18 protein-coding genes are annotated in these 22,209 nt (G+C 69.6%); 14 read left to right on the top strand and 4 right to left on the bottom strand.

Going from position 1 to position 22,209, the window contains the following annotated elements; genetic code table 11:
- The 12 genes from ACZ6ZD_RS20065 (at position 1) to ACZ6ZD_RS20010 (ending at position 15,481) form a co-directional block, all read left to right on the top strand.
- Positions 1-243 (top strand): hypothetical protein, encoded by a 243-nt coding sequence (locus ACZ6ZD_RS20065; protein ID WP_465674195.1) that lies wholly within the window; start codon positions 1-3, stop codon positions 241-243.
- An 83-nt stretch (positions 244-326) separates the two neighbouring features.
- Positions 327-1,202, top strand: a complete 876-nt coding sequence (locus tag ACZ6ZD_RS20060) for a hypothetical protein (protein WP_465674193.1) — start codon at positions 327-329, stop codon at positions 1,200-1,202.
- Positions 1,202-2,977, top strand: a complete 1,776-nt coding sequence (locus tag ACZ6ZD_RS20055) for a GMC family oxidoreductase N-terminal domain-containing protein (RefSeq protein ID WP_465674191.1) — start codon at positions 1,202-1,204, stop codon at positions 2,975-2,977. Before ACZ6ZD_RS20060 ends, ACZ6ZD_RS20055 begins: the two co-directional genes overlap by 1 nt.
- Before the next feature lie 97 nt (positions 2,978-3,074).
- A complete protein-coding gene (locus tag ACZ6ZD_RS20050; protein ID WP_465674189.1) occupies positions 3,075-3,842 on the top strand; it encodes a phytanoyl-CoA dioxygenase family protein in 768 nt (255 codons plus the stop codon).
- The gene (locus ACZ6ZD_RS20045; protein ID WP_465674187.1) at positions 3,839-4,819 is read left to right on the top strand and encodes a helix-turn-helix domain-containing protein; all 981 of its coding nucleotides are present in this window, start codon (positions 3,839-3,841) and stop codon (positions 4,817-4,819) included. Before ACZ6ZD_RS20050 ends, ACZ6ZD_RS20045 begins: the two co-directional genes overlap by 4 nt.
- Before the next feature lie 153 nt (positions 4,820-4,972).
- Positions 4,973-7,453, top strand: a complete 2,481-nt coding sequence (leuS, locus tag ACZ6ZD_RS20040) for a leucine--tRNA ligase (RefSeq protein WP_465674185.1) — start codon at positions 4,973-4,975, stop codon at positions 7,451-7,453.
- A gap of 4 nt (positions 7,454-7,457) precedes the next feature.
- The gene (locus ACZ6ZD_RS20035) at positions 7,458-7,862 is read left to right on the top strand and encodes a YjbQ family protein (RefSeq protein WP_465674183.1); all 405 of its coding nucleotides are present in this window, start codon (positions 7,458-7,460) and stop codon (positions 7,860-7,862) included.
- 72 nt (positions 7,863-7,934) lie between these two features.
- On the top strand, positions 7,935-8,123 hold the full coding sequence (locus ACZ6ZD_RS20030; RefSeq protein WP_465674181.1) for a hypothetical protein: 189 nt from the start codon (positions 7,935-7,937) through the stop codon (positions 8,121-8,123).
- Between the two features lie 127 nt (positions 8,124-8,250).
- A complete protein-coding gene (locus ACZ6ZD_RS20025) occupies positions 8,251-10,809 on the top strand; it encodes an ATP-binding protein (protein WP_465674179.1) in 2,559 nt (852 codons plus the stop codon).
- A 674-nt stretch (positions 10,810-11,483) separates the two neighbouring features.
- Complete coding sequence (locus ACZ6ZD_RS20020) at positions 11,484-12,326, top strand: DegV family protein (protein WP_465674177.1); 843 nt, start codon at positions 11,484-11,486, stop codon at positions 12,324-12,326.
- A gap of 97 nt (positions 12,327-12,423) precedes the next feature.
- The gene (locus tag ACZ6ZD_RS20015; RefSeq protein ID WP_465674175.1) at positions 12,424-13,065 is read left to right on the top strand and encodes a ComEA family DNA-binding protein; all 642 of its coding nucleotides are present in this window, start codon (positions 12,424-12,426) and stop codon (positions 13,063-13,065) included.
- Positions 13,052-15,481, top strand: coding sequence for a ComEC/Rec2 family competence protein (locus ACZ6ZD_RS20010; RefSeq protein ID WP_465674173.1), 2,430 nt, complete (start codon positions 13,052-13,054; stop codon positions 15,479-15,481). The genes ACZ6ZD_RS20015 and ACZ6ZD_RS20010 overlap by 14 nt, the downstream gene beginning before the upstream one ends.
- On the opposite strand, the gene ACZ6ZD_RS20005 is transcribed toward ACZ6ZD_RS20010, so the two are convergent.
- Together ACZ6ZD_RS20005 and ACZ6ZD_RS20000 are read right to left on the bottom strand one after the other, a co-directional pair.
- Entirely contained in the window at positions 15,478-15,840 is a 363-nt protein-coding gene (locus tag ACZ6ZD_RS20005) for a UvrB/UvrC motif-containing protein (RefSeq protein ID WP_465674171.1), read from the bottom strand. The two genes, ACZ6ZD_RS20010 and ACZ6ZD_RS20005, sit on opposite strands and share 4 nt — an antisense overlap.
- Before the next feature lie 411 nt (positions 15,841-16,251).
- Positions 16,252-16,827 (bottom strand): isochorismatase family protein, encoded by a 576-nt coding sequence (locus ACZ6ZD_RS20000; protein ID WP_465674169.1) that lies wholly within the window; start codon positions 16,825-16,827, stop codon positions 16,252-16,254.
- 73 nt (positions 16,828-16,900) lie between these two features.
- Between ACZ6ZD_RS20000 and holA the strand changes: the two genes are divergently transcribed.
- Positions 16,901-17,884 (top strand): DNA polymerase III subunit delta, encoded by a 984-nt coding sequence (holA, locus tag ACZ6ZD_RS19995; protein ID WP_465674167.1) that lies wholly within the window; start codon positions 16,901-16,903, stop codon positions 17,882-17,884.
- Positions 17,885-18,180: 296 nt separating this feature from the next.
- Here holA and rpsT read toward each other — a convergent pair whose 3' ends face one another.
- Together rpsT and ACZ6ZD_RS19985 are read right to left on the bottom strand one after the other, a co-directional pair.
- Positions 18,181-18,441, bottom strand: coding sequence for a 30S ribosomal protein S20 (gene rpsT, locus ACZ6ZD_RS19990; protein ID WP_465674165.1), 261 nt, complete (start codon positions 18,439-18,441; stop codon positions 18,181-18,183).
- 134 nt (positions 18,442-18,575) lie between these two features.
- Positions 18,576-19,040, bottom strand: a complete 465-nt coding sequence (locus tag ACZ6ZD_RS19985; protein ID WP_465674163.1) for an SRPBCC family protein — start codon at positions 19,038-19,040, stop codon at positions 18,576-18,578.
- Positions 19,041-19,189: 149 nt separating this feature from the next.
- Here ACZ6ZD_RS19985 and ACZ6ZD_RS19980 point away from each other — a divergent pair, with 149 nt between their 5' ends.
- Complete coding sequence (locus tag ACZ6ZD_RS19980) at positions 19,190-22,171, top strand: S8 family serine peptidase (protein WP_465674161.1); 2,982 nt, start codon at positions 19,190-19,192, stop codon at positions 22,169-22,171.
- The last annotated feature ends 38 nt before the right edge of the window (positions 22,172-22,209 follow it).

Genomic DNA, 22,209 nt, shown 5'->3' with positions numbered 1-22,209 from the left:
ATGGCAGAGAAGAAGTCCGGAGCCTTCGACATCCGGGTCGTGATCGCGGCGCTGATCGGGATCTACGGCGTGATCCTGACCGTCCTCGGGCTGGTCGAGAAGCAGGCCGAGATCGACAAGGCGGCCGGGATCAACATCAATCTGTACGGCGGGATCGGGATGCTCGTGTTCGCGGCGCTGTTCGTGCTGTGGGCGCGGTTGCGGCCGATCGCCGTCCCGGCTGATTCGGCGTCCGGGGAGTAACGCGGGTCACATCCGTCTCGTTGTGGGACCAGTAGCTCCACTGGTCCCACAACGGAGGGTGTTTCGTGGCCGAACCCCGAAATTTGTCCAGACGGGTGTTCCTTGCCCGGATCGGCGTACTAGGCGCGGCGCTGGGCGGGGGTGGGCTGCTGGCGCGCGGCCTGCTGAACCCGGCCGCGGGTGCGACCAATCCGCTCCTGCCGCCGGCCGTCGACGTCGTCCGGCCGGTCCTCGCGGCGCTCGCCCGCGACACCCTCAACGGGCTGACGACGTTCGCGCTGCCGGGGCCCGATCAGTACTCGCGGACGCAGCGCGCGACCAGCCGGACGCCGGGTGCGCTCGAGGCCGGCGCGACCGACTTCATGATCAGCGCGCTGGACAACTTCGTCCCGTTCCCGGATGCGCTCGCGCAGCCGATCAGCGCCGCGCTGGTGACCGGCCTGGCCGACTCCGGCGTCGCGCTGCCGGGTCTGGAGGTGCTGCCGGCCGAGCTGCGCGGTCTGGACCAGGCGTTCACGGCCCTGCTGCAGAGCGATGAGGCGATTCCGCTGTCGTTCCCGATCGCGGGCCTGCTGAACCTGATGGCGACCCAGGTGAACCCGGCCGCCGTGAACGGTCTGCATCTGTCGCCGTTCGCGCGGCTGACGTACGCCGAGAAGGCGCGGGCGTTCGAGCTGATCGAGAAGACCGACTCGGATCTGGTCGCGCTGCTCGACGTCCAGTTCCCGGAGCCGTTGAAGGCCTCGGTGTCCGGGCTGCTGAAGTTCGTCGGCGGCGCGTTGATCGAGTTCGCGACCTTCGGGGCGTACAGCGAGTACGACGTCCTCGATCGGGAGACGAAGACATTGCGCCGGCGGCCGGTCGGCTGGACGCTGACCGGCTATCAGCCCGACGGCCCGGTGGAGGGCTGGGACGACTTCATCGGCTACTACCAAGGGCGCCAGGAGGTGCGCGACTGATGCGCGACGTGATCGTGATCGGAGCCGGCGGCGGTGGGCCGGTGGTCGCCAAGGAGCTGGCGGCGAAGGGGCTCGACGTCCTGCTGCTCGAGGCGGGGCCGCGGCACGCGAAGCCGCGCGAGGAGTGGTCGACCTTCGAGGAGGACGCGAACAACCCGCTGACCGGGTACTTCCGGCTCGGGCCAACGGATCGCTCGAAACCCGCCTGGTACCGGGAGTGGCCGCAGAACTCGTTCGTCTGGCAGCTGTCCGGCGTCGGCGGGACGACGCAGCACTTCTACGGCAACTACCCGCGCGCGTACCCGGGCGTCTTCAAGGGGTACGACGGCGCCGACCGCAACGAGTACGACGTGAACCACCGGTTCCCGTTCACCTACTCGGAGATGGTCCCGTACTTCGAATGGGTCGAGGCGCTGATGCCCGTCCAGACGGCCGCGATGGGGCACAAGGAGCAGCTGTTCTTCCAGGGCGCCGAGACGATGGGGCTCCCGGTGCAGACGACCAAGACGACGTACGGGCCGTCGTACCGGCCGCAGGAGAACGCGATCCTGCAGCCGGGCGGGACGGCGGGGAAGACGTCGTCGTCCGAGCTGCTCGTCTATCCGAAGGCGACCGGGTGCACCTTCTGCGGGTACTGCTTCCAGGGTTGCATGCGGCCGAAAGGGGCCCCGCGCAACCAGTATGCGAAGCGCTCGACGGACAACAGTTATGTGCCGATGGCGTTGACGGCCGAGGTCTGGTCGCGTGGCGGCAAGCCGGCGGAGCTGATCGCGGACGCGTATGTGACGCGGGTGCACACCGAGAACCGGCGCGGCGTCCTGACAGCGTCCGGGGTGACGTGGCGGGACAACGTGACCGGTGACGAGCATCGCGAGGAGGCGCGGGTCGTCGTCATGTCGGGTGGGTGTACGGAGAACCCGCGGCTGTGGTTCAACAGCGGCCTGCCGAACCCGAACGGCTGGGTCGGGCGCGGGTACACCGACCACTTCTTCGACTGGATGATCGGGTCGTTCGACGACTACACCGGGAACCCGAAGGGGGTCGGGTCGAGTGCGCGGCTCGACTACCCGCCGTACGGCGGCCTGGAGAACGTCGGCCTGCCGCCGGCGCTGAATGCCTTCGCCGGGACGCTATCGGACAGCGGGATCCGGGGTCAGTACAAGAACGGCCGCGGTATGACCGGGCCGTGGGACGGGCCGGCCGGGCGGGTGATGGGTCCGGAGCTGAAGGAGCTGGTTGCCGGCGGCATCGACAAGCTGCTGACCCTGCTGGTGATCACCGACGACGACGTCGAGGCGCAGAACCGGGTGACGCCGTCCGCGCTGCCGGCCGACGAGAACGGGCCGATCCCGAAGGTCACCTTCAACCAGCGGAAGCGGACCAAGCGGACGCTGCGGAACCGTGAGTTCATGGCGCGGAAGGCGGCCGAGCTGCTGCGCGGCGCGGGGGCCCGCAAGGTCTACCGGATCGACTGGGCGCCGCTGATCCTGCATGTCCAGTCGTCGATGCGGATGGGGTCGTCGGAGACGAACTCGGTCCTCGACGGCACCGGCGAGACCCGCGCGGTGAAGCGGCTGTTCGTCGCGGACAACTCGGCGCTGTCGAACGGGCTGGGCGGGCCGAACCCGACGCTCACCGCGCAGGCGCTGGCGACGCGGACGGCCGAGAACATCTTCCAGACCTACTTCGGCGGCGATCCGTGGGTGCGTTCGGAGGCTCCGGTGATCTCCACCGACCCGCGGATCAGCGTGCGGCTGGGGGAGCTCGGGTTGTGATCGTGTCCGTTTGAGAAACATCGGCGTCCGGCCGGATCCTGCTGCCGGACGCCGATGTTTCCTACGCTCGAAGGACCCGAACAGGAGGAGCTTCGAGATGACGATCACCTCGGCCAGGCCCGAGCTGTCGAGCTATGCGCAGCAGTACGCGGACGAGGGCTTCGTGCTGGTGAAAGGCCTGCTCAGCAAGGAGGAGGCGGCGTACTACCGCGGTCGCAGCCACGACCTGCTGGCGCAGCTGAACCGTAAGGACGACCCGACCTGGCAGTCCGCGATGGGGCTGGCCGACGGGGCGACCCGGCTGCAGCACCTGCACGACGCGCAGTTCTACGACGCGGAGTTCGCGAAGCTGCTGGTGGACCCGCGATTCACCGACGTGGCCGCTGCGGTGATGGGCGTGGAGAACGTCCAGCTGCATCACACGAAGCTGTTCGTGAAGCCGCCGGAGAACGGGTCGCCGTTCCCGGTGCACCAGGACCACCCGTTCTTCCCGCACCAGTACCACCGGGTCGGCGCGGCGATCTTCCACTTCGACGACGCTCCGGTCGAGAAGGGCTGTGTCCGGGTCATCCCGGGCAGCCACCTCGGCGGGCCGCGGGAACACGACCCGGAGGGGTCGTTCCACCTGACCGACGTCCCGTTCGACGCGGCGACGCCGCAGCCGGCCGAGGCGGGCGACGTCCTGTTCTTCACCTACCTGACCGTGCACGGCTCCGGTGTGAACACCAGCGACGAGGCGCGGACCACCTGGCTGATCCAGTACCGCGACCCGGCCGACCCGCCCACGGTCAAGACGCACGAGTGGTCGCTCGGCCAGGGCATGATGTTGCGTGGAGTCGACCCCACGGGCAGGAGCGCTGTTTGACCCTCGCGGACGTCGCTGACGCGGACCGCTTCGTCGACCTCGCCGGGCTCCTGGAGTCCTGCGAGGTCGACGGTTTCCGCGCGGACTTCCTCTCCTGGGGGCACTACCGCCCGGAGTACTGGCGCAACTACTGGCACACGCACTCCTTCCACGAGGTCTGCCTCGCCTACAGCGGCAGCGGCCGCTTCAACAACGGCACAGCGGAGTACGACGTCCGCCCCGGCTCTGTTTTCCTGGCCCGGCCCGGCGACGTCCACGAAATCGAATCCAGCCGCGGCGAACCGCTGGGGATCGCCTTCTGGGGCTTTACCTTCAGACCTGTCGGCCTCGCCTCCGGCATCGGCCGTGAGGAAGAGCGGGGAAGGATGCCGGGCGTTGCCCACGGTGGTGTAGCTGGACGGCCTGCGGCCGGGTCCGATGAGCCCGGCTGGTGGTCCGGGCTCACCCGGCGAGACGGGCCAGTTGTCTCGGGGCGGAGCGGCACGCTGCCTGCTCTGATCACCGCTCTCGCAGCTGAGGCCGCCGCGCCTGTCTCCGGCTACGCGACCACCCTGCGCGCCCTTGGCGCGACGCTAGTGGTTGAGACGGCTCGGGCGTTTGCGCTGGATGACGATCTCGCTGTGGAGCCGGTGCGACGCGACCGTGGGTTGCTGGTCGTGGAGGCGATGCAACGGCACCTGCGGGACAACTTGTCGCGGCCGATCACAGTGCGGGACGTGGCGGCCGTCGTACACCTGTCCGAGCGCCATGCGGAGCGGCTGTTCACACAGCAGACCGGTGCATCGATCATGTCGACGCTGCGGCGGCTGCGGTTGGAGCTGGCCGCGCAGCTGCTGCTGGACCACGGCGTGACGATCACCGAGGTCGCGCGCCACTGCGGCTACTCCGACGTCCGCCCGTTCTCCACCGCCTTCAAACGCCACTACGGCCGCACACCGGGCGACCACCGCCGCTCGGGCGGAACAGAGTTCGTCTAGTGCTATCGTGGGCCCATGCGAGTGAGCCTGCTCCTTAGTTAGCCGTACTGGCATTCAGGCGCTTCGAGCGCCGGCCCGTACGGCGTCCCCTCCTGAGCGAGGGGCTTTTTCATTTCAGGGCTCATCTACAGACACGAGCGGGAGAGTAGGACCGTGAGCGAGCAGGTGGACGACACTCCGATCGACCGGGGTGGCTACGACTTCAACGCCATGCAGGCCAAGTGGCGTCCGGTGTGGGAGAAGCTGGACCCCTTCAAGGCGAAGGACGACGGCTCGGCCGAGCGGCGCTACGCGCTCACGATGTTCTCCTACCCCTCCGGCGACCTGCACATGGGCCACGCCGAGGTGTTCGCGCTGCACGACGTGCTGTCGCGCTACTGGTTCCAGCAGGGCTACGACGTCCTGAACCCGATCGGCTGGGACAGCTTCGGCCTGCCCGCCGAGAACGCGGCCATCAAGCGCAACGAGCACCCGGCGACGTTCACCTACGCCAACATCGAGACGCAGGCGGAGTCCATCCGGCGGTACGCGATCAGCTTCGACTGGTCCCGCCGGCTGCACACGTCCGACCCGGAGTACTACCGCTGGACGCAGTGGCTGTTCACGCGGTTCTACGAGCGCGGTCTGGCCTACCGGAAGGCGTCGTTCGTCAACTGGTGCCCGAACGACCAGACCGTCCTGGCCAACGAGCAGGTCGTGCAGGGGCGTTGCGAGCGGTGCGGGTTCGAGGTGACCAAGCGTGAGCTGACGCAGTGGTACTTCAAGACCACCGCGTACGCGCAGCAGCTGCTGGACGACATGGACCAGCTGCAGTGGCCCGAAGAGATCCTGCTGCAGCAGCGCAACTGGATCGGCCGCTCCGAGGGCGCGTTCGCCGACTTCCAGGTGGAGGGCCGCGAGGAGCCGATCCGCGTCTTCACCACCCGCCCGGACACGCTGTTCGGCGCCACCTTCCTGGTGGTCGCTCCGGACGCGAAGCTGGCCGCCGAGCTGGTCACACCGGACCAGCAGGCCGCGTTCGACGAGTACCTGCGCGCCGTCAAGGCGACCACCGAGATCGAGCGGCTGAGCACCGACCGCGAGAAGACCGGCGTCTTCCTGGGTTCGTACGCCGTCAACCCGGTCACCGGGCAGCGGATCCCGATCTGGGCCGCTGACTACGTGCTGGCCGACTACGGCACCGGTGCGATCATGGCCGTCCCCGGCCAGGACTCCCGGGACTGGGAGTTCGCGGAGAAGTTCGGTCTGCCGATCGTGCGCACCGTCCAGCCCGAGGAGGGTTTCGACGGTAAGGCGTACACCGGCGACGGTCCGGCCATCAACAGCGCGAACGACGAGATCAGCCTGGACGGGCTGGGCGTCACCGAGGCCAAGGCGCGGATCAGCGACTGGCTGGAGACCAAGCAGCTGGGCGAGCGGACGATCAACTACCGCCTGCGGGACTGGCTGCTGAGCCGGCAGCGCTTCTGGGGTGCGCCGATCCCGATCATCCACTGCCCGGCCTGTGGCGAGGTCCCCGTGCCGGACGACCAGCTGCCGGTGGAGCTGCCGGATCTGCGCGGTGCGGACCTGTCGCCCAAGGGCGTCTCTCCGCTGGCCGCTGCGCGCGACTGGGTCGAGGTGGCCTGTCCTCGCTGTGGTGGTGCGGCCGAGCGGGACACCGACACCATGGACACGTTCGTCGACTCGTCCTGGTACTTCCTGCGCTACCTGTCGCCGGAGTACACCGACGGTCCGTTCGACCCGGCTGTGGCCGACCGCTGGATGTCCGTGTACCAGTACGTCGGCGGCAAGGAGCACGCCGTACTGCACCTGCTGTACGCGCGGTTCTTCGTCAAGGCGCTGCACGACATGGGTCTGCTGCAGGCGACCGAGCCGTTCACCCGGCTGCTGAACCAGGGCCAGGTCATCAACCAGGGCAAAGCGATGAGCAAGTCGCTGGGCAACGGTGTGAACCTGGGCGACCAGCTGGACGAGTTCGGCGTGGACGCCGTCCGCCTTACGATGGTGTTCGCCGGTCCGCCGGCGGATGACATCGACTGGGCGGACATGTCCCCGGGCGGCGCTCTGAAGTTCCTGCAGCGCGCCTGGCGGCTGGCCGGAGCTGTGGAGTCCCCGGCCGGTGCTGACCCGGCGGCGGGTGATGTCGAGCTGCGGAAGCTGACGCACAAGACGATCGCGGATGCGGCCGAGCTGATCGAGTCGCAGCGGTTCAACGTCATGGTCGCCAAGATCATGGAGCTGGTGAACGCGACCCGGAAGGCGATCGACTCCGGCCCCGGCGGCGCGGACCCGGCGGTGCGTGAGTCCGTCGAGACGGTGGCGGTCCTGCTGAGCCTGGTCGCGCCGTACACGGCCGAGGAGATGTGGGAGGAGCTGGGCCACGAGCCGACCGTCGCGAAGGCGGGCTGGCCGAAGGTGGACCCGGCGCTGCTGGTCCAGGACACCGTGACCTGCGTCGTCCAGATCGCCGGCAAGGTGAAGGACCGGCTGGAGGTCTCGCCGGACATCACCGACGCCGAGCTGGAGCAGCTGGCGCTGGCGTCGGAGGCGGTTCAGAAGGCGCTGGACGGGCGCGGAACCCGCAAGGTGATCGTGCGGGCGCCGAAGCTGGTCAACATCGTTCCGGCCTGACTCCATGGATTCGGAGCTCATCGATCTGCGGACCGGATCTCGTGAGGTCGTACTCGACCTCACGAGCCGGTGCGCGGATTTCGTGGCCGGCCGCGGCGACGGGCTGCTGAATGTCTTCGTGCCGCACGCCACCGCCGGGGTGGCGATTCTGGAGACGGGGGCGGGCAGCGACACCGATCTGCTCGCCGTCCTGGAGGAGCTGCTGCCGCGCGACTTCGGCTGGCGGCATCGGCACGGGACGCCGGGCCACGGCCGCGACCACGTGCTGCCGGCGCTGATCCCGCCGTACGCGACGGTTCCGGTGCTGGACGGGCGGCTGACGCTGGGGACGTGGCAGTCGATCTGCTTCGTCGATACCAACGTCGACAACCCGGACCGGGAGGTCCGGTTGTCTTTCCTCGCAGGTTAACTTCTCGTGACGTGTCCCGGCGTTCGCTGTGACGTTACGTAGGCGAAACACGACTCCGCTTCAATGGTCGGCATGGCAGCCATCGACACCCTGCGTGATCACTGCACCGAGCTCCTGGTCCGGGCGACGCAGGGGATCTGCGACGGCAGCCGGCTGAACGCGGAGGCCGGCCACGCGGACGCGCTGGCCCGGCTCGACGACTGGAACGGCGTCCTCGACCTCTACAGCACCCCCGAGGCGCCGGTCCGCGCGACCGCCTGACGACCCTTTTGGTTGCCGTCAACAACTACCTGGTGTGACGCGGGACGCATCCCGCGCGCCGGTACGACCCGCCGCGAAGCGTCTGCCCACGCTATGTTGTGTCGGGAACGTTTGGGGGTGACGGGCGGTGCCGGACGTGGATGGCCGGGCGGAGGGGCGTTTCGCCGATCTCCTGCTCGACTGGAGGGTTCAGGCAGGCCTGTCCCAGGAGGAGCTCGCCGAGCGCGCTGGTCTGAGTGTGCGGACCATCCGCGAGCTCGAGGCCGGTCGGGTGGCCCGCCCCCGTAAGGACTCCGTCCGTCTGCTCGCCGAAGGCCTCGGTCTGAGCGCTACGGATGCCGAAACCTTCCTGGCCGCGGCTGGGCACGGAACGGCTCCCCGGCCGGTGGTGTCCGTGGCCGACCCCGCACCGACGGGGCTGCGCTGGCGTGGCACGCGGCCGATTCCGGACGGTCTGGTCGGTCGTGAGCAAGAGCTGTTGGAGATCGAAGGGCTGCTGCGGCAGAACCGGCTGGTCACGCTGGTCGGCCCCGGTGGGGTCGGTAAGACCGAGCTGGCGCTGGCCGCGGCGGACCGGTTCTCCGGTGTGGACACCACGGTCGTGGTCGTCGATCTGACCACAGTGCAGCGCGACGCCGCCGTACCGTCGGCCATTCTGGATGCGTTTGGGACTGCACCGGGGACTTCTGATCTGGACACTGTTCTGTCCGGGCGTCAGCCGGGGGACCTGGTGATCGTCGAGGACAACGCCGAGCATGTGCTCGACGGGGTGGCGACGGTGGCGAACCGGATGGTGCGGAGCTTCCCGGGCATCGGCGTACTGGTGACGTCGCGGATCCCGCTGGGGCTGCCGGATGAGGTGGTCCGGCGGGTGCAGGTGCTCGGCGTACCGGCTAATGATCGGGACTTTGCGGAGATCGCGTCCAGCCCAGCGGTGGAGATGTTCTGCCGGCGAGTGGCTCGGGTGCGGCCGGACTTCAAGCTCACCCCGGAGAACGCCAAAACGGTCGCGCGGCTCTGCCGACGGCTGGACGGGTTGCCGCTGGCTCTGGAGCTGGCTGCGGCGCGAGCAGGCTCGCTGTCGGTGGAGACGATACTGGCCGCCCTGGATGATCGTTTCCGGCTGCTGTCGGGGCCGCGGCGGTTCGGTGCGCCGCACCAGCGGACGCTGGCCGACACCATCGCCTGGAGCGTCGATGCCCTGTCCGACGCGGCTCGACAGCTGCTGTACCGGGCGTCGGTGCTCGGGTCGCCGTTCACGCTGGACGCCGTGGTTGGCGTCTGCACCGGGAGCCCGATCGCGGCGTCCGACGTGCCGATGCTGCTTGCTGAGCTGGTCGAGAAGTCGCTGCTGCAGCCGGTACATGAGTTCGAGGCGCTGTACGGCGCTCGGTACAAGATGCTGGAGACGATCCGGGAGCACGCCTACGCCGGGCTGTCCTCGCAGGGCGACGATCTGAGCAAGTTCCAGGACCGGGCGGTTGACTGGTGTACGACGTATGTTGCGGGGCTCGAGGGCGCGTGGTCGTCGCCGGACCGGGACCGGCGCTACCGGGCCGCCAACGCGAACTCGGCAGTGTTCGAGGCGGCGCTGGAGCGCGCGGCGGCGCTCGGCCAGTGGGACGTCGCGGCGCGGATCGTGCTGGGCTTCCGGATCGCGTGGCAGTACCAGGCGAGTGTGGCCGAGAGCGGCATCCGCTGGGCCACGGTGTGCGCGGACAACGTCACCGACAAGGAGCTCGGTGGCATGCTGCGCGCCATTGCCGGGCGCCTGTCGAACCTGACTGGTGACGTGCGCAGTGCGCGGCGGCACTACGAGGAGGCGCGGCAGCTGATTCCGGGCGAGTCCGAAATGGGGCTCGTGGCGCGCGGCGGCTGGGTGTCCTCCGGGTCGCACCTGCTCGATACGCAGAGCCTGGCGGAGATCCCGACGCTGGTGGCGGACGCGCGCAAGCACGGCGACGTCCAGCGGTCCGCGACTGTCCAGGCGATCTGCGGGCTGGCGCTCTTGCGCTGGGGTCGGCTGCCCGAGGCCAAGGAGCTGCTGCTCGCCTGGGAGGCCGCCCTGGTCAACCCGGGCGTCTACCCGGACGAGATCGCCTATATGGCGCTCAGCCGCGTCGAGCTCGAGTTGGGCAACCTGCCCGCGGCGCGGCGCTGGGCCGAGCTGGCCCGCGACAACCAGGCCTCCGACGACCCGGAGCGGACGAAGGTGGCCGGCTCGCTCGCCATGGTCGAGTACCACGAGGGCCGGTACGACGAGGCGCGCAGACTGCTCGACGAGGCCGACGCGGACATCCGCGGTCACCGGGGGTACTTCGACTACCTGGTCGTGCTCTACCGCAGCCGGCTGGCGCGGGACGCCGGCGACGTCGAGCAGGCCCGGATCGGCATCCGCGACGCCACCAGCCGTCTGCTGGCCGAGGGGCGCGTCGTTTACCTCCTGCAGGTCCTGCCGGAGGCTGTGGCGGTCCTGCACGCTCTGGGCCGTTCTGAGGCGGGCGATGAGCTCTGTGGGCAGCTGCTGTCCTGGCAGCGCACGATGGACCCGCCGATGCTGCCCACCGCCTGGGAGGTCCTCCAGGAGTCCTGCCACCGCGCCTCCGCGGCGCCCGGCTGGCCGCTCGCCGACCCGGCGTCCGCCGTCCAGCAGCTGGCCAACGACGTACTCGCGGCTCTTTCCTGACGCTGAACCGCTAAAGCTGCCGGGCAACTGCCGGTCGTTCTGCCTCGTCCGGACATGGCGTCCCGAACGAGGATTACAGCCGTAGGACAGGTTCCACGCGGCAGAGACCGACAACCGGGCAGCACAGGGCAGTGAAAGGGCGGGTGATCCGTGTGAGGCCACGGACGAACGCTGCATTGCCGTCGAGCCCGGTCAAGGCGACGCGGAGGGCATCCGGCGGCCGGACGGTGGGGGCGCCGACCGGCTGTCGAGAGCTCCGGAGTGCTGCGACGTGCGGATCTGTCCTGCCTGAACCGGTTGCCGTGCACCGTCAGGGCACCGCACCCGGGGCGAGGTCCCAGCAATGGGTCAGGCACACGACACAGGGGACGAGTGCCGGTCCAGCTGACGCACACTGGCGGTGGGTCTGGTCACCCGCCGACAGGTCAGCCGCTGGGGCCTCCCGGAACCTCGACGAGCTCGCGGTCGAACCGGTTCGCAGCGCGAACCGGCACGGGGAGTAGCTCGGCGAGGCACGGACGTGGCTGACAACCAGGGGGAGTCAGCACAGCCAGTGAGGTGAAGGCCCCGGAGGGGTGGCCTTCGCCTCACCGGCCGTCCGGGAGCGGATTTCCGGCCGCCTTTCTTACCGCTGACACCGCGCGTGTTCATAAACTCTCCGGTAACCTCGCTGCATGTCAGCCCGCGTGCATGTCGTCACCGACTCCACGGCCGGTCTGTCCACGCACGAGGTGCTCCGGCACTCGCTGACCGTCGTCCCGCTCCAGGTCGTGATCGGCGGTACGTCGTACGACGACGGCGCCACCTCGGCCGACGCGGTCGCCGAAGCGCTCCGCACCTTCACCCCGGTCTCCACCAGCCGCCCGGCGCCCCAGACCTTCGCCGACACCTACGCCGCCTGCGCCGCCGCGGGCGCCGACTCGATCGTCTCGATCCACCTCTCCGGCGACATGTCCGGCACCTTCGAGGCCGCCATGATCGGCGCCAAGGAGTCACCCGTCCCGGTCCGCGTCCTCGACTCCCGCTCCCTCGGCATGGGCCTCGGCTTCCCCGTCCTGGCCGCCGCGGCCGCCGCCTCCGCCGGCGAGGACCAAGCCGCCGTCGAAGCCGCCGCCCGCGCCCGCATGAACTCCATCTCCGCCTACTTCTACGTCGACACCCTCGAATACCTCCGCCGCGGCGGCCGCATCGGCGCCGCCCAAGCCCTCCTCGGCACCGCCCTGGCCGTCAAACCCCTCCTCACCATCTCCGGCGGCCGCATCGTCCCCCTCGAAAAAGTAAGAACCTCCTCCCGAGCCATCGCCCGCCTGGCCGACATAGCCGTCCAAAAAGCCGGCACCACCCCCATCCAACTAGCCGTCCACCACCTAGCCGCCCCCGAAAAAGCCCAAGCCCTAGCCGACACCCTCACCCCCCGCCTAAACCTCACCACCGAAGTAGTCCTCCGCGAAGTAGGCGCCGTAATAGGCGCCCACGTAGGCCCCGGCCTCCTAGCCCTAGTCACCTCGCCGGTCTGAGCTGTGGGTTTTCCACAGGGTTGAGGTTTTCGGGGGAGAGCGGGCAGAAACTCGTACCTTCTCTGGCGACAGATTTCGTTCGCCCAGAGGAGGCCGCATGCCCGGCTGGATCCCCGACACGACCCGCCTGCGCGAGACGCGCTGGAAACTGTCCGGCCGCCATGTCCTCGTGCTGGTCGCGATGCTCGCCCTCGGCCTGATCTGGGCCGGCTGCGAAGTGATCCGCTCCCGCCCCGAGCCGATCCCGGACGCCCGCCCACCCACCGCCATCACCTCCGGCACCCCGATCGCCGGCCCGCCCACGACACCCCGCCCAACGGCCCTCGTCGTCCACGTAGCCGGCAAAGTCCACCGCCCCGGCCTGATCCGCGCTCAATCCGGCGCCCGGGTAGCCGACGTCCTCACCCTCGCCGGCGGTCCGCTCCGCGGCGTCGACCTCAGCGCCCTCAACCTCGCCCGCCAAGTAGCCGACGGCGAGCAGATCATCGTCGGCGCGCCACCCCCACCAACAACCCCGTCCAATGCCGCCAACACCCCAACCGCCACCGGCCCGATCAACCTCAACACCGCCACCGCGCCCCAACTCGACGCCCTCCCCGGCGTCGGCCCCGTCCTGGCCCAACGCATCCTCGACTACCGCACCCAGAACGGCCCCTTCAGCACCGTCGACCAACTCCAAGAAGTCCCCGGCGTAGGCCCCAAGAAGTTCGACTCCCTGAAACCCCATGTTCGCCTCTGACCCGCCCACCCCTCACGACCCCCGCGCCGACCTCCGCCTCCTCGCCCCCGCCGCCACCGGCTGGCTGACCGCCGTCCTCCTCATAGCCCAAACCCCCCGAACCGCCATCCTCACCGCCGCCACCGCCGCGCCCCTCGCCCTCCTAATTACCTATCTAGTACGCCGTTCCTCCCACCCACACCCCACGGCTGCACCCAACGGCGATGACCTCTCAGACCACCCACCCCCGTCTCATCGAGCCGGCTGGGCCCTCGTCGGCGTCCTCGTAGTCGTGGCGGGCATGGCGCTGGCAGCCGCGTTCCAGGTCCAGTCCCTCCGTTCCGGCCCCGTCCAAGCCCTAGCCGCCGACGCGAGCACCGTCGACGTCCACCTCAAGATCGCCGCCGACCCGGTGGTTCGCCGCAGCCCAGGAACCCACCGCCCGCCGTACGTCGTCCTCAAAGCCACCGTCGAACAGATCCGCTCCAAGTCCACCCACCCCGTCCGCGTCCGGACGCCGGTGCTCGTCGTCGCGACCGAACGCTGGCGCGACGTCCGCTACGGCGAACGCCTCGCCGCAACCGGCCGCCTCGACGCCGTGAACGACGGCGACGACGTAGCCGCCACCCTCACCGTCCGAACCGCACCCACCAGCCTCAGCGCCCCAGCCTGGTGGCTCCGCGCCGCCGAGCAAGTCCGAGCCGGCCTCCGCGCCGCCGTCGCCGACGAACCACCCGACGTCCGCGGCCTCGTCCCAGCCCTGGTGATGGGCGACGAATCCGCCTTCCCCGAGGAGCTCACCGAAGACTTCCAAACAACCGGCCTGACGCACCTCTCGGCCGTCTCCGGCACCAACCTGACCCTGCTCCTCGTCTTCATCGTCCCGCTCGCCCGCCTGATCGGCGTCCGCGCCTGGGGCCTGACCGCGGTCGGCCTACTGACCGTCGTGGTCTTCGTCATCCTCGCCCGCCCTCAACCCAGCGTCCTCCGCGCCGCGGCGATGGGTCTGATCGCCCTGATCGCGCTCACCGCCGCCGATGGCGGACGCCGAGCCGTCCGCAGCCTCTCGGTCGCAGTCATCGTCCTGCTCCTCATCGACACTTCCCTCGCCCGCTCAGCCGGTTTCGCACTCTCCGTCCTCGCCACCGCCGGCATCGTCCTCCTCGGCCCCGGCTGGCGCGACGCTCTCGCCAACTGGCTGCCGACCTGGCTCGCCGAAGCCATCTCCTGCCCATTAGCCGCCCAACTAGCCTGTACGCCGATCGTCGCCTGGCTCTCCGGCGAGGTCTCCCTCGTCGCCGTAGCCGCCAACCTCCTCGCCGGCCCAGCAGTCGCCCCGGCCACCATCCTCGGTTTCACCGCCGCCGGCGTAGCCCTCATCAGCGTCGAAGCAGCCCAACTCGTCGGTTGGGCCGCGGGCTGGCCGGCCCGCTGGATCATCCTCATCGCCCGCGAAGGCGCCGACCTCCCCGGCGCCGCCAACCCCTGGCCCGCAACCGCCGTCGGCATCGCCGTACTCACAGTCCTCTGCCTAGTTGCCGTCCTAGGCCTACATCGCCTACTGGCCAGACCGCTGGCCATGCTCCTAGCAGTAGTTGTCCTGGCCCTCGCAATACTTCGCCCAATCGGCTCCGTCGGCTGGCCACCCCGAGACTGGCTGCTCGTCATGTGCGACGTCGGCCAAGGCGACGGCATCGTCCTCCGCGCGGGCGAAGGCAGCGCGGTCGTCGTCGACACCGGCCCAGATCCAACCGCGATGGACCGCTGCCTGCGTGACCTCCGCGTCGATCACATCCCAGTCGTCGTTCTCACGCATTTCCACGCGGATCATGTCGGCGGCCTGGCCGGAGTCCTCAGCAACCGCCGTGTGGATGAGCTGGCCGTCACTCCGTACTTCTCGCCACCAGCCGAACACCGCCGCGTGTCCGCGCTAGCCGCCCAACACGACATCCCGCTGAAACCCGTTACCTATCAGGAGAAACGCACCATCGGCCCGCTCAGTTGGACGACGCTTTGGCCGGCCCGAGTACCCGCCTTGCCACCGCCAGGCACGACGTCCCCCGACAGCTCACCCGAGAACAACGCCAGCGTCACCATGATGGTCACCCTCGCCGGCCTGCGCATTCTCCTGACCGGCGACCTCGAACCCGAATCCCAACGAGCCATCCTCGCCACCGGCGCCGATCTCCGCGCCGACATCCTCAAAGTCCCTCACCACGGATCAGCCCGCCAAGACCCAGCCTTCATCACCGCCACCCAAGCCCGCCTAGCCCTCATCTCCGCCGGCGCCGACAACGACTACGGCCACCCCGCGCCCCGAACCCTCGACCTCCTCTCTCACCAAACCACCCGCACCGCCACCACCAACATCACCGGCCCCCTAACCATCACCAACCCCCACAACCGCCTCTCCCTAACCACCCACCGACCGCCCTAATTACCCTGCCCCCGCAGCCGATCCACCGCGTCCCGCAGCGCCTCAAGCTCGTCCACCACCGCAGGCAGATCAACCGACAACGCCCATTCACGAACCAGATCCGCGCGCTCAGCCCGCAACACCTGTTCGCCATCCCGGATCGATCCGGCCGCCTCGAAGTCCTCAGCGTCGACAGCAGCCTCCTTCAGCCGTTCGGCCGCGGCGATCCGCGCGTCCAGCTCCGCAATCTCTCCAGGCAAGGTGATCCGTGCAACCCCGATCAATTCATCCGCAGCCTCCGGCGGCAGTACTTCCGGCCGCCCTCGATGAAACGCCGCCAACTGTTCCGCCACCCCACGCCGGACGGCGTCCTCCGTCACCCCCAGCTCTGCACCTTGCCGCATCAACCCGAGCAACAAATGCTCAGTGCCAACGTGCCCACTCCCAGCCTCATCCCAAGCCCCGGCAAGCACCGCCCGAACCTCGGCCGACAGCCGCCCACCATCCAACTCCGCAAGCTCATCCGCCGCACCCCACCTCTCGTTCTTGCGATACCCGAGCACCCCCCGACTCGGCGCGGGCAGATCAACCCGCAGCGCCACCAGAACCTGAACCGCAACGCCAGGCAACCAACAACCCGTTCAACAAATCATCAACAGTCACCACCAAGCGCCCACCCGCTTCCGCATACCGACTCGCGTAAACAACCGCAGCAGCCGCCCGATCGGTAAACCGCTCAGCGCCGTCCATACCTCAGCTCCTGTCGTTCGATCGCCAGGGGACGGCGTTCGTCATGGGTGGGTGAAGGTGACTGCGGTGGTTGGGGTGGTGCTTTCGGGGTCGTCGCCGAGGGCCCAGGCGGCGACGCGGGAGACTACGTGGGCTGGGACGGCGGCGCTCACGCCGGGGACGGCGGGGATGTCGTAGGTGCTGTGGGCGTCGTGGGGGAGGACGACGTCGTAGCCGCGGGCGAGGGCGGTGCGTGCCGTGGCTTGTACGCACATCTCCGACATGACGCCGCAGATGGCGATCGAGCGGACGCCGGCCGCGACGAGGATCGGGCCGAGGTCGGTGCTGTCGAAGCCGTCGTCGCGGGGTTTGCGGAGGACGTGTTCTCGCGGGCCGGGTTTGATGGGGAGGTGCAGCTGCCAGCCTGGTGTGCCGGGTTCGTCGTCCGCGCCGGGCGGTCCGTCGTTCTGCAGGTGGACGACGATGGCGTCGGCTGAGCGGGCCTTGTCGAGCAGTTGGGTGATGCGGTCCAGCAGGCCCGAGGCGTCGGGGACGGCGTCCGCTCCGGAGACGAACGCGGTCTGTACGTCCACCACGATCAGTGCGTCGACGGGTTCGAGGGCAGGGAGGTCGGGCATGGGGACCATCTTGGCCGATGTGGGTGCCGGGCCTCGATCGGGTTTTGTCGGGCGGACGTGGGATGCTGGCGCCGTGGCTGCTCGTAGGGGTTCTGCGCCGAAGCTCGGCGATGTACTGCTGGTGACCGGGTCCGAAGGGTTCCTGGCGGACCGGGCAGTGCGGTCGGCGATCGCGGCGGTGTCGAAGGAGCATGCGGACGTCGAGGTGACCGAGCTCGATGCGTCGACGCTCGATCTCGGCGTGTTCGCGGAGCTGACCGGGCCGTCGTTGTTCGCGAGTGAGCGGGTCCTCGTCCTGCGGATGCTGGAGAATCTGCCGGCCGAGATGGCGCCGCACCTGATCGAGTACGCGGGTGCCGCTGCGTCCGACGTACTGGCGGTGCTCGTGCATTCGGGTGGGCAGAAGGGCAAGGGCGTCCTCGACAAGCTGCGGAAGGCGTCCGTCACCGAGGTGGTGGCGACGGCGCCGAAGGCGTGGGAGCTGCCGCAGTTCGTGGCGGGGGAGGTTCGGCTGCTCGGCGGGAGTATCGATGAGGGCGCGGCGTCCGCGCTGGTGGACGCCGTCGGGCACGACCTGCGGGCGCTCGCGGGCGCCTGTTCGCAGTTGGTGTCGGACTCAGGCGGTCAAGCGGTAACAACCGACCTCATCGGCCAGTACTTTGGGGGCCGCGCGGAGGTCACGAGCTTCGCGGTCGCCGACGCGGCGATGGCCGGCCGGACGGAGCCCGCCCTCGAGCAGCTGCGCTGGGCGCTGGACTGCGGAGTCGCGCCGGTCCTGGTTACCAGCGCAATGGCCGGCGGCCTACGCGGTCTTGCGAAGTTCGCCAGCGCGCCAAGCGGCATGCGCGAGGCGGACCTGGCCCGCGAGGTCGGCGTCCCACCCTGGAAACTGAAGCAGCTCCGCCAGCAAGTCCGCGGCTGGACACCAGGCGGCCTGGCCACCGCCATCAAAGCCGTAGCCCAGGCCGACGCCGACGTCAAAGGCGCCTCCGGCGACGCCGGCTACGCCCTGGAACGCATGGTCATCACCGTAAGCCGCTCCCACGGCCGCCGCTGACCCCGCGCGACCCTCAGGCCGCTGACCCCGCGCGCCCCCTAGGCCGCTGACCCCGCGCGCCCCCTAGGCCGCTGACCCGCGTGACCCTCAGGCTGCTAACCCGCGCGACCCCCAGGCGGTGGCTGGCTCCGCAGCGCGCTTGTACGGCTTGGAGTACCCGCCGGCGGCCGCGACGTCGGCCAGCGCGAGGCCGCTGTTGGGGGAGTAGGCAAAACCACCCCGGGTGAGATTGGGGGTGGTTGGGCATACGAAAACGATCGGCCGGTCCTGGGGACTGGCCGATCGTTGGGGTTACCTCAGAGCGAGGCGGCCTTCTTGAAGATGGCCGACTTGCGGTTGGCAGCCTGGTTGGCGTGGATGACGCCCTTGCTGGCGGCCTTGTCGAGCAGGCGGCCGGCCTTGCGCGCGGTGTCGGCGGCCTTGTCGGCCTCGCCGGCGTCGACGGCCTCGTGGAAGCGGCGAACAGCCGTCTTGAGGGTCGACTTCACCGACTTGTTGCGAAGTCGCGCAGCCTCGTTCTGGCGGTTGCGCTTGATCTGGGACTTGATGTTCGCCACGGAGCAGAGCCTCGATCGAGTGTGTGCGGTCATTACAGGAAAGTTGTCGCGCGCAGGGCTGAACGCCACCCGTAGGCACGCGAAGGAACAGATTACCAACAAGCCGCCCCCAGCTCCAAACCAGCCTCGGCGGCTCAGGACGGGGCGTGGGCCGACTCGGCGGTGGATCGGAGGCGTTCGAGGGTGGTGTGCATGCCGCGGCGGTTGAGGTCGGCGCGGTCGCCGAAGGCGGCGTTCATGGCCAGGCGGAGGGGAGCGGGACGGCGGTCGGTCCAGGACTCGGTGACGAGGGTGCCGCCGTCGGCCGGGGCGAAGGTGTAGGACCAGAGGGCCACGGGGACGGGGCCGAAGTGGATGGCGAAGGTGAATTCGCGGGCAGGAACGGCTTCGAGGACGCGGCCCTGGGTGAGCCAGCGGGCGGCGCCGGCGCGGTTGCGGCCGACGAAGCGGGCGCCGACGGCGGGGCCCGGGGTGCGGGCGGACCAGGTGACGCCGGTGCACTCGGGGGACCATTCGCCCATCCGGGGCAGGTCGCTGACCAGGGCGTAGAGGGCCTCGGGGGAGGCGGCGGCGGTGATGGTCTCCGTCACATCGGGCATCGGGTTTTCCCTTGCTGTCGGATCACAGGAGTGCGCCGAGCGTGACACCTGGAGAGGTCCCCCGGCATACTCGGGGCCCCGTGACGCTGATCACCACCAGCGCCGGGTCAGTCGCGAGCCCTGGCTCCCCACCGTCCTGGAGGATCTTCGTGCCCCGCCGTACCCCGATCGTTCTGGCCACCGCGCTCGTCGCGTCGCTGGCCGGGCTGCCGCTGGTTCAGGCCGCGGCTGCCGACACGCCGCAGCAAGCGGATCCGCAGGTGAAGGAGTCGGTCACCGGCTCGTACGTCGTCCAGCTGGACGACGCCCCCGTCGCGGAGTACGACGGCGACATCGCCGGTCTGCCCGCCACTCGCGCCGCCGCCGGCGGCAAGCTGGAGCGGGGCTCCACCCAGGTCACCGGCTACGTCAACCACCTGGCCCGGGAGCGCGCCGAGGTCCTGCAGAAGGTCCCGCAGGCGAAGAAGCTGTACGACTACAGCTACACCTACGCCGGTTTCTCCGCGCAGATGTCGCACGACGAGGCCGTGAAGCTGGCCAAGCAGTCCGGCGTGAAGAGCGTCGAGCCGAGTGAGCTGCAGCACCAGGACACCGTCGACACCCCGCGCTACCTCGGTATGTCGGGCAAGGGCGGCGCCTGGCAGCAGGCCGGTGGGATCGACAAGTCCGGGGACGGCGTGATCGTCGGCGTCCTGGACACCGGTTTCGTGCCGGAGCGGCCGAGCTTCGCGCCGATCAAGACCACGAAGAAGTCCGACGCGCTGATCGCGAAGAAGTGGAAGGGCGTCTGCCAGGCCGGTGAAGAGGCCCCGGCGGTGACCTGTAACAACAAGGTCATCGGCGCCCGCTACTTCGACAAGGGCATCGGCACCCGCCCGATTCCCGAGGAGTTCAAGTCCCCGCGCGACTACGGCGGCCACGGCACGCACACCGCCAGCACTGCCGCCGGTAACTACGGCGTGGACATGAAGGTCATGGGCCGCGACTACGGCAAGGGTTCCGGCATGGCGCCGCACGCCCGGCTGGCGATCTACAAGGTGCTGTGGACGGTCGACCAGGCCGGCGGCGGCAGCGGTACGGACGCCGACATCGTGGCCGCGATCGACGCCGCCGTCGCCGATGGCGTCGACGTGATCAACTACTCGATCTCCGGCTCCGGCTCGACGTACGTGAACGCGACCGGCCTGGCCTTCCTGCGCGCCGCGAAGGCGGGCGTCTTCGTCGCCGTCAGCGCCGGTAACACCGGCCCGGGCGCCGCGACGGTCGGCAAGACCTACCCGTGGGTGACGACCGTTGCCAACGGCACCCATGACCGCGACATCCAGACCACCGTCACCCTCGGCGACGGGCAGAAGTTCACCGGCGCCGGTATCGGCTCGGGTGTCCCGAAGGCCCCGGTCGTCCTGGCCAAGGACGCCGGTCTGCCCGGCGCGAACCCGACGAACCTGGTGCTCTGCCAGGCCGGCACGCTCGACCCGGCCAAGGTGGCCGGCAAGATCGTCGTCTGCGACCGCGGCGGGAACGCCCGCGTCGACAAGAGCGCCCAGGTCAAGGCCGTCGGCGGCGTCGGCATGATCCTGGTCAACATCACCCCCGGCACGCTGGACTCCGACCTGCACACGGTCCCGTCGGTGCACCTGGACGACAAGGCTGCCCCGGCCGTCAAGGCGTACGCCGCCACCGCCGGTGCGACCGCCGAGATCAGCGCCGGTACGGCGGTCCGCGTCACGGGGCCGAAGGTCGCCTCCTCCTCCAGCCGGGGCCCGTCCCCGGCCGGTAACGGCGACCTGCTGAAGCCGGACTTCATGGCTCCGGGCACGAACGTCCTGGCCGCGACCACCGCCTTCAGCGCGGCCGGCGGCGAGTACGCCTTCATGAGCGGTACGTCGATGTCGACGCCGCACGTTGCCGGGATGGCGGCCGTCCTGAAGAGCAAGAACCCGACCTGGTCGCCGATGGCGATCAAGTCCGCCCTGGCCACCACGGCGACCACCAAGGACACCGCGGGCAAGCCGATCCAGAACGACAGCGGCACCCCGGCCACCCCGTTCGGGTACGGCGCGGGCCAGGTGCAGCCGAAGAAGGCGATGGACCCGGGCCTGGTCTACGACTCGGGCTACACCGACTGGGCGAAGTTCGTCTGCGGATCGGGTGAGGTGGCCGGCACGCACGAGCTCTGCGCGGGCGGCAAGATCGACCCGAGCGACCTGAACTACCCGACCATCGCGATCGGCGACCTGGCCGGTAAGCAGACCGTCACCCGGACGGTGAAGAACGTCGGCAAGCTGCCCGAGGTCTACTTCCCGAAGGTCGAGGGCCTGACCGGTTTCAAGGTCACCGTCTCGCCGAAGCTCCTGGTCACGCTGCCCGGTAAGACGGCGACGTTCAAGGTCACGTTCGAGCACAACGGCGCGCCGCTGGAGCAGTACTCCTACGGCTCGCTGACCTGGAAGTCGGCGTTCCACACCGTCTCCAGCACGCTGGTGGTCAAGCCGCTGACCGTGAAGGCGCCCGTCCAGGTCAAGGGCACCGGGGTGAGCGGTTCCGTGCCGGTGCCGGTCACCGCGGGCTACACCGGCTCGCTGCAGAGCACCGCGGTCGGTCTGACCGCGGCGACCGTGGCCGACACGCAGATCAAGAAGGCCGGCGCGGTCTCGTTCCCGACCGCCAACCCGCAGGTCAACGACCACGTGGCGAAGGTGACCGTGACGGTCCCGGCCGGTACGAAGTACGCCCGCTTCTCCACCTTCGACGCCGACTACCCGGCCGGCACCGATGTCGACGTCTACGTCTACAAGGCCGGTACGACGACGCTGCTCGCGAACAGCGGCGGCGGCTCGGCCGAGGAGGAGGCCAACCTCCAGGCGCCGGCCGCGGGCACGTACGACGTCTACCTCGACCTGTTCGCCGGCGCTGACAACTCGACGGTGAAGCTCAACCACTGGGCGCTGAACACGGCCGAGTCGAACCTGACGATCACCCCGGCCACTCAGGCGGTCCAAACCGCCGGCCAGGTGAACATCACCGCCGCTTGGTCGGGCCTCAACCCGGGCGGCCGCTACCTCGGCCAGCTCCAGTTCACCGACGGCGGGCCCGGCTCGGGCTTCACCGTGCTCCGCGTGGACAGCTGAACCACACGCACACGAAAGGGCGGCTCCGGAGTCCGGAG

It is taken from the genome of Kribbella sp. NPDC104218 (assembly GCF_055584105.1).
This window is presented reverse-complemented; position numbering and strand designations above follow the sequence as displayed.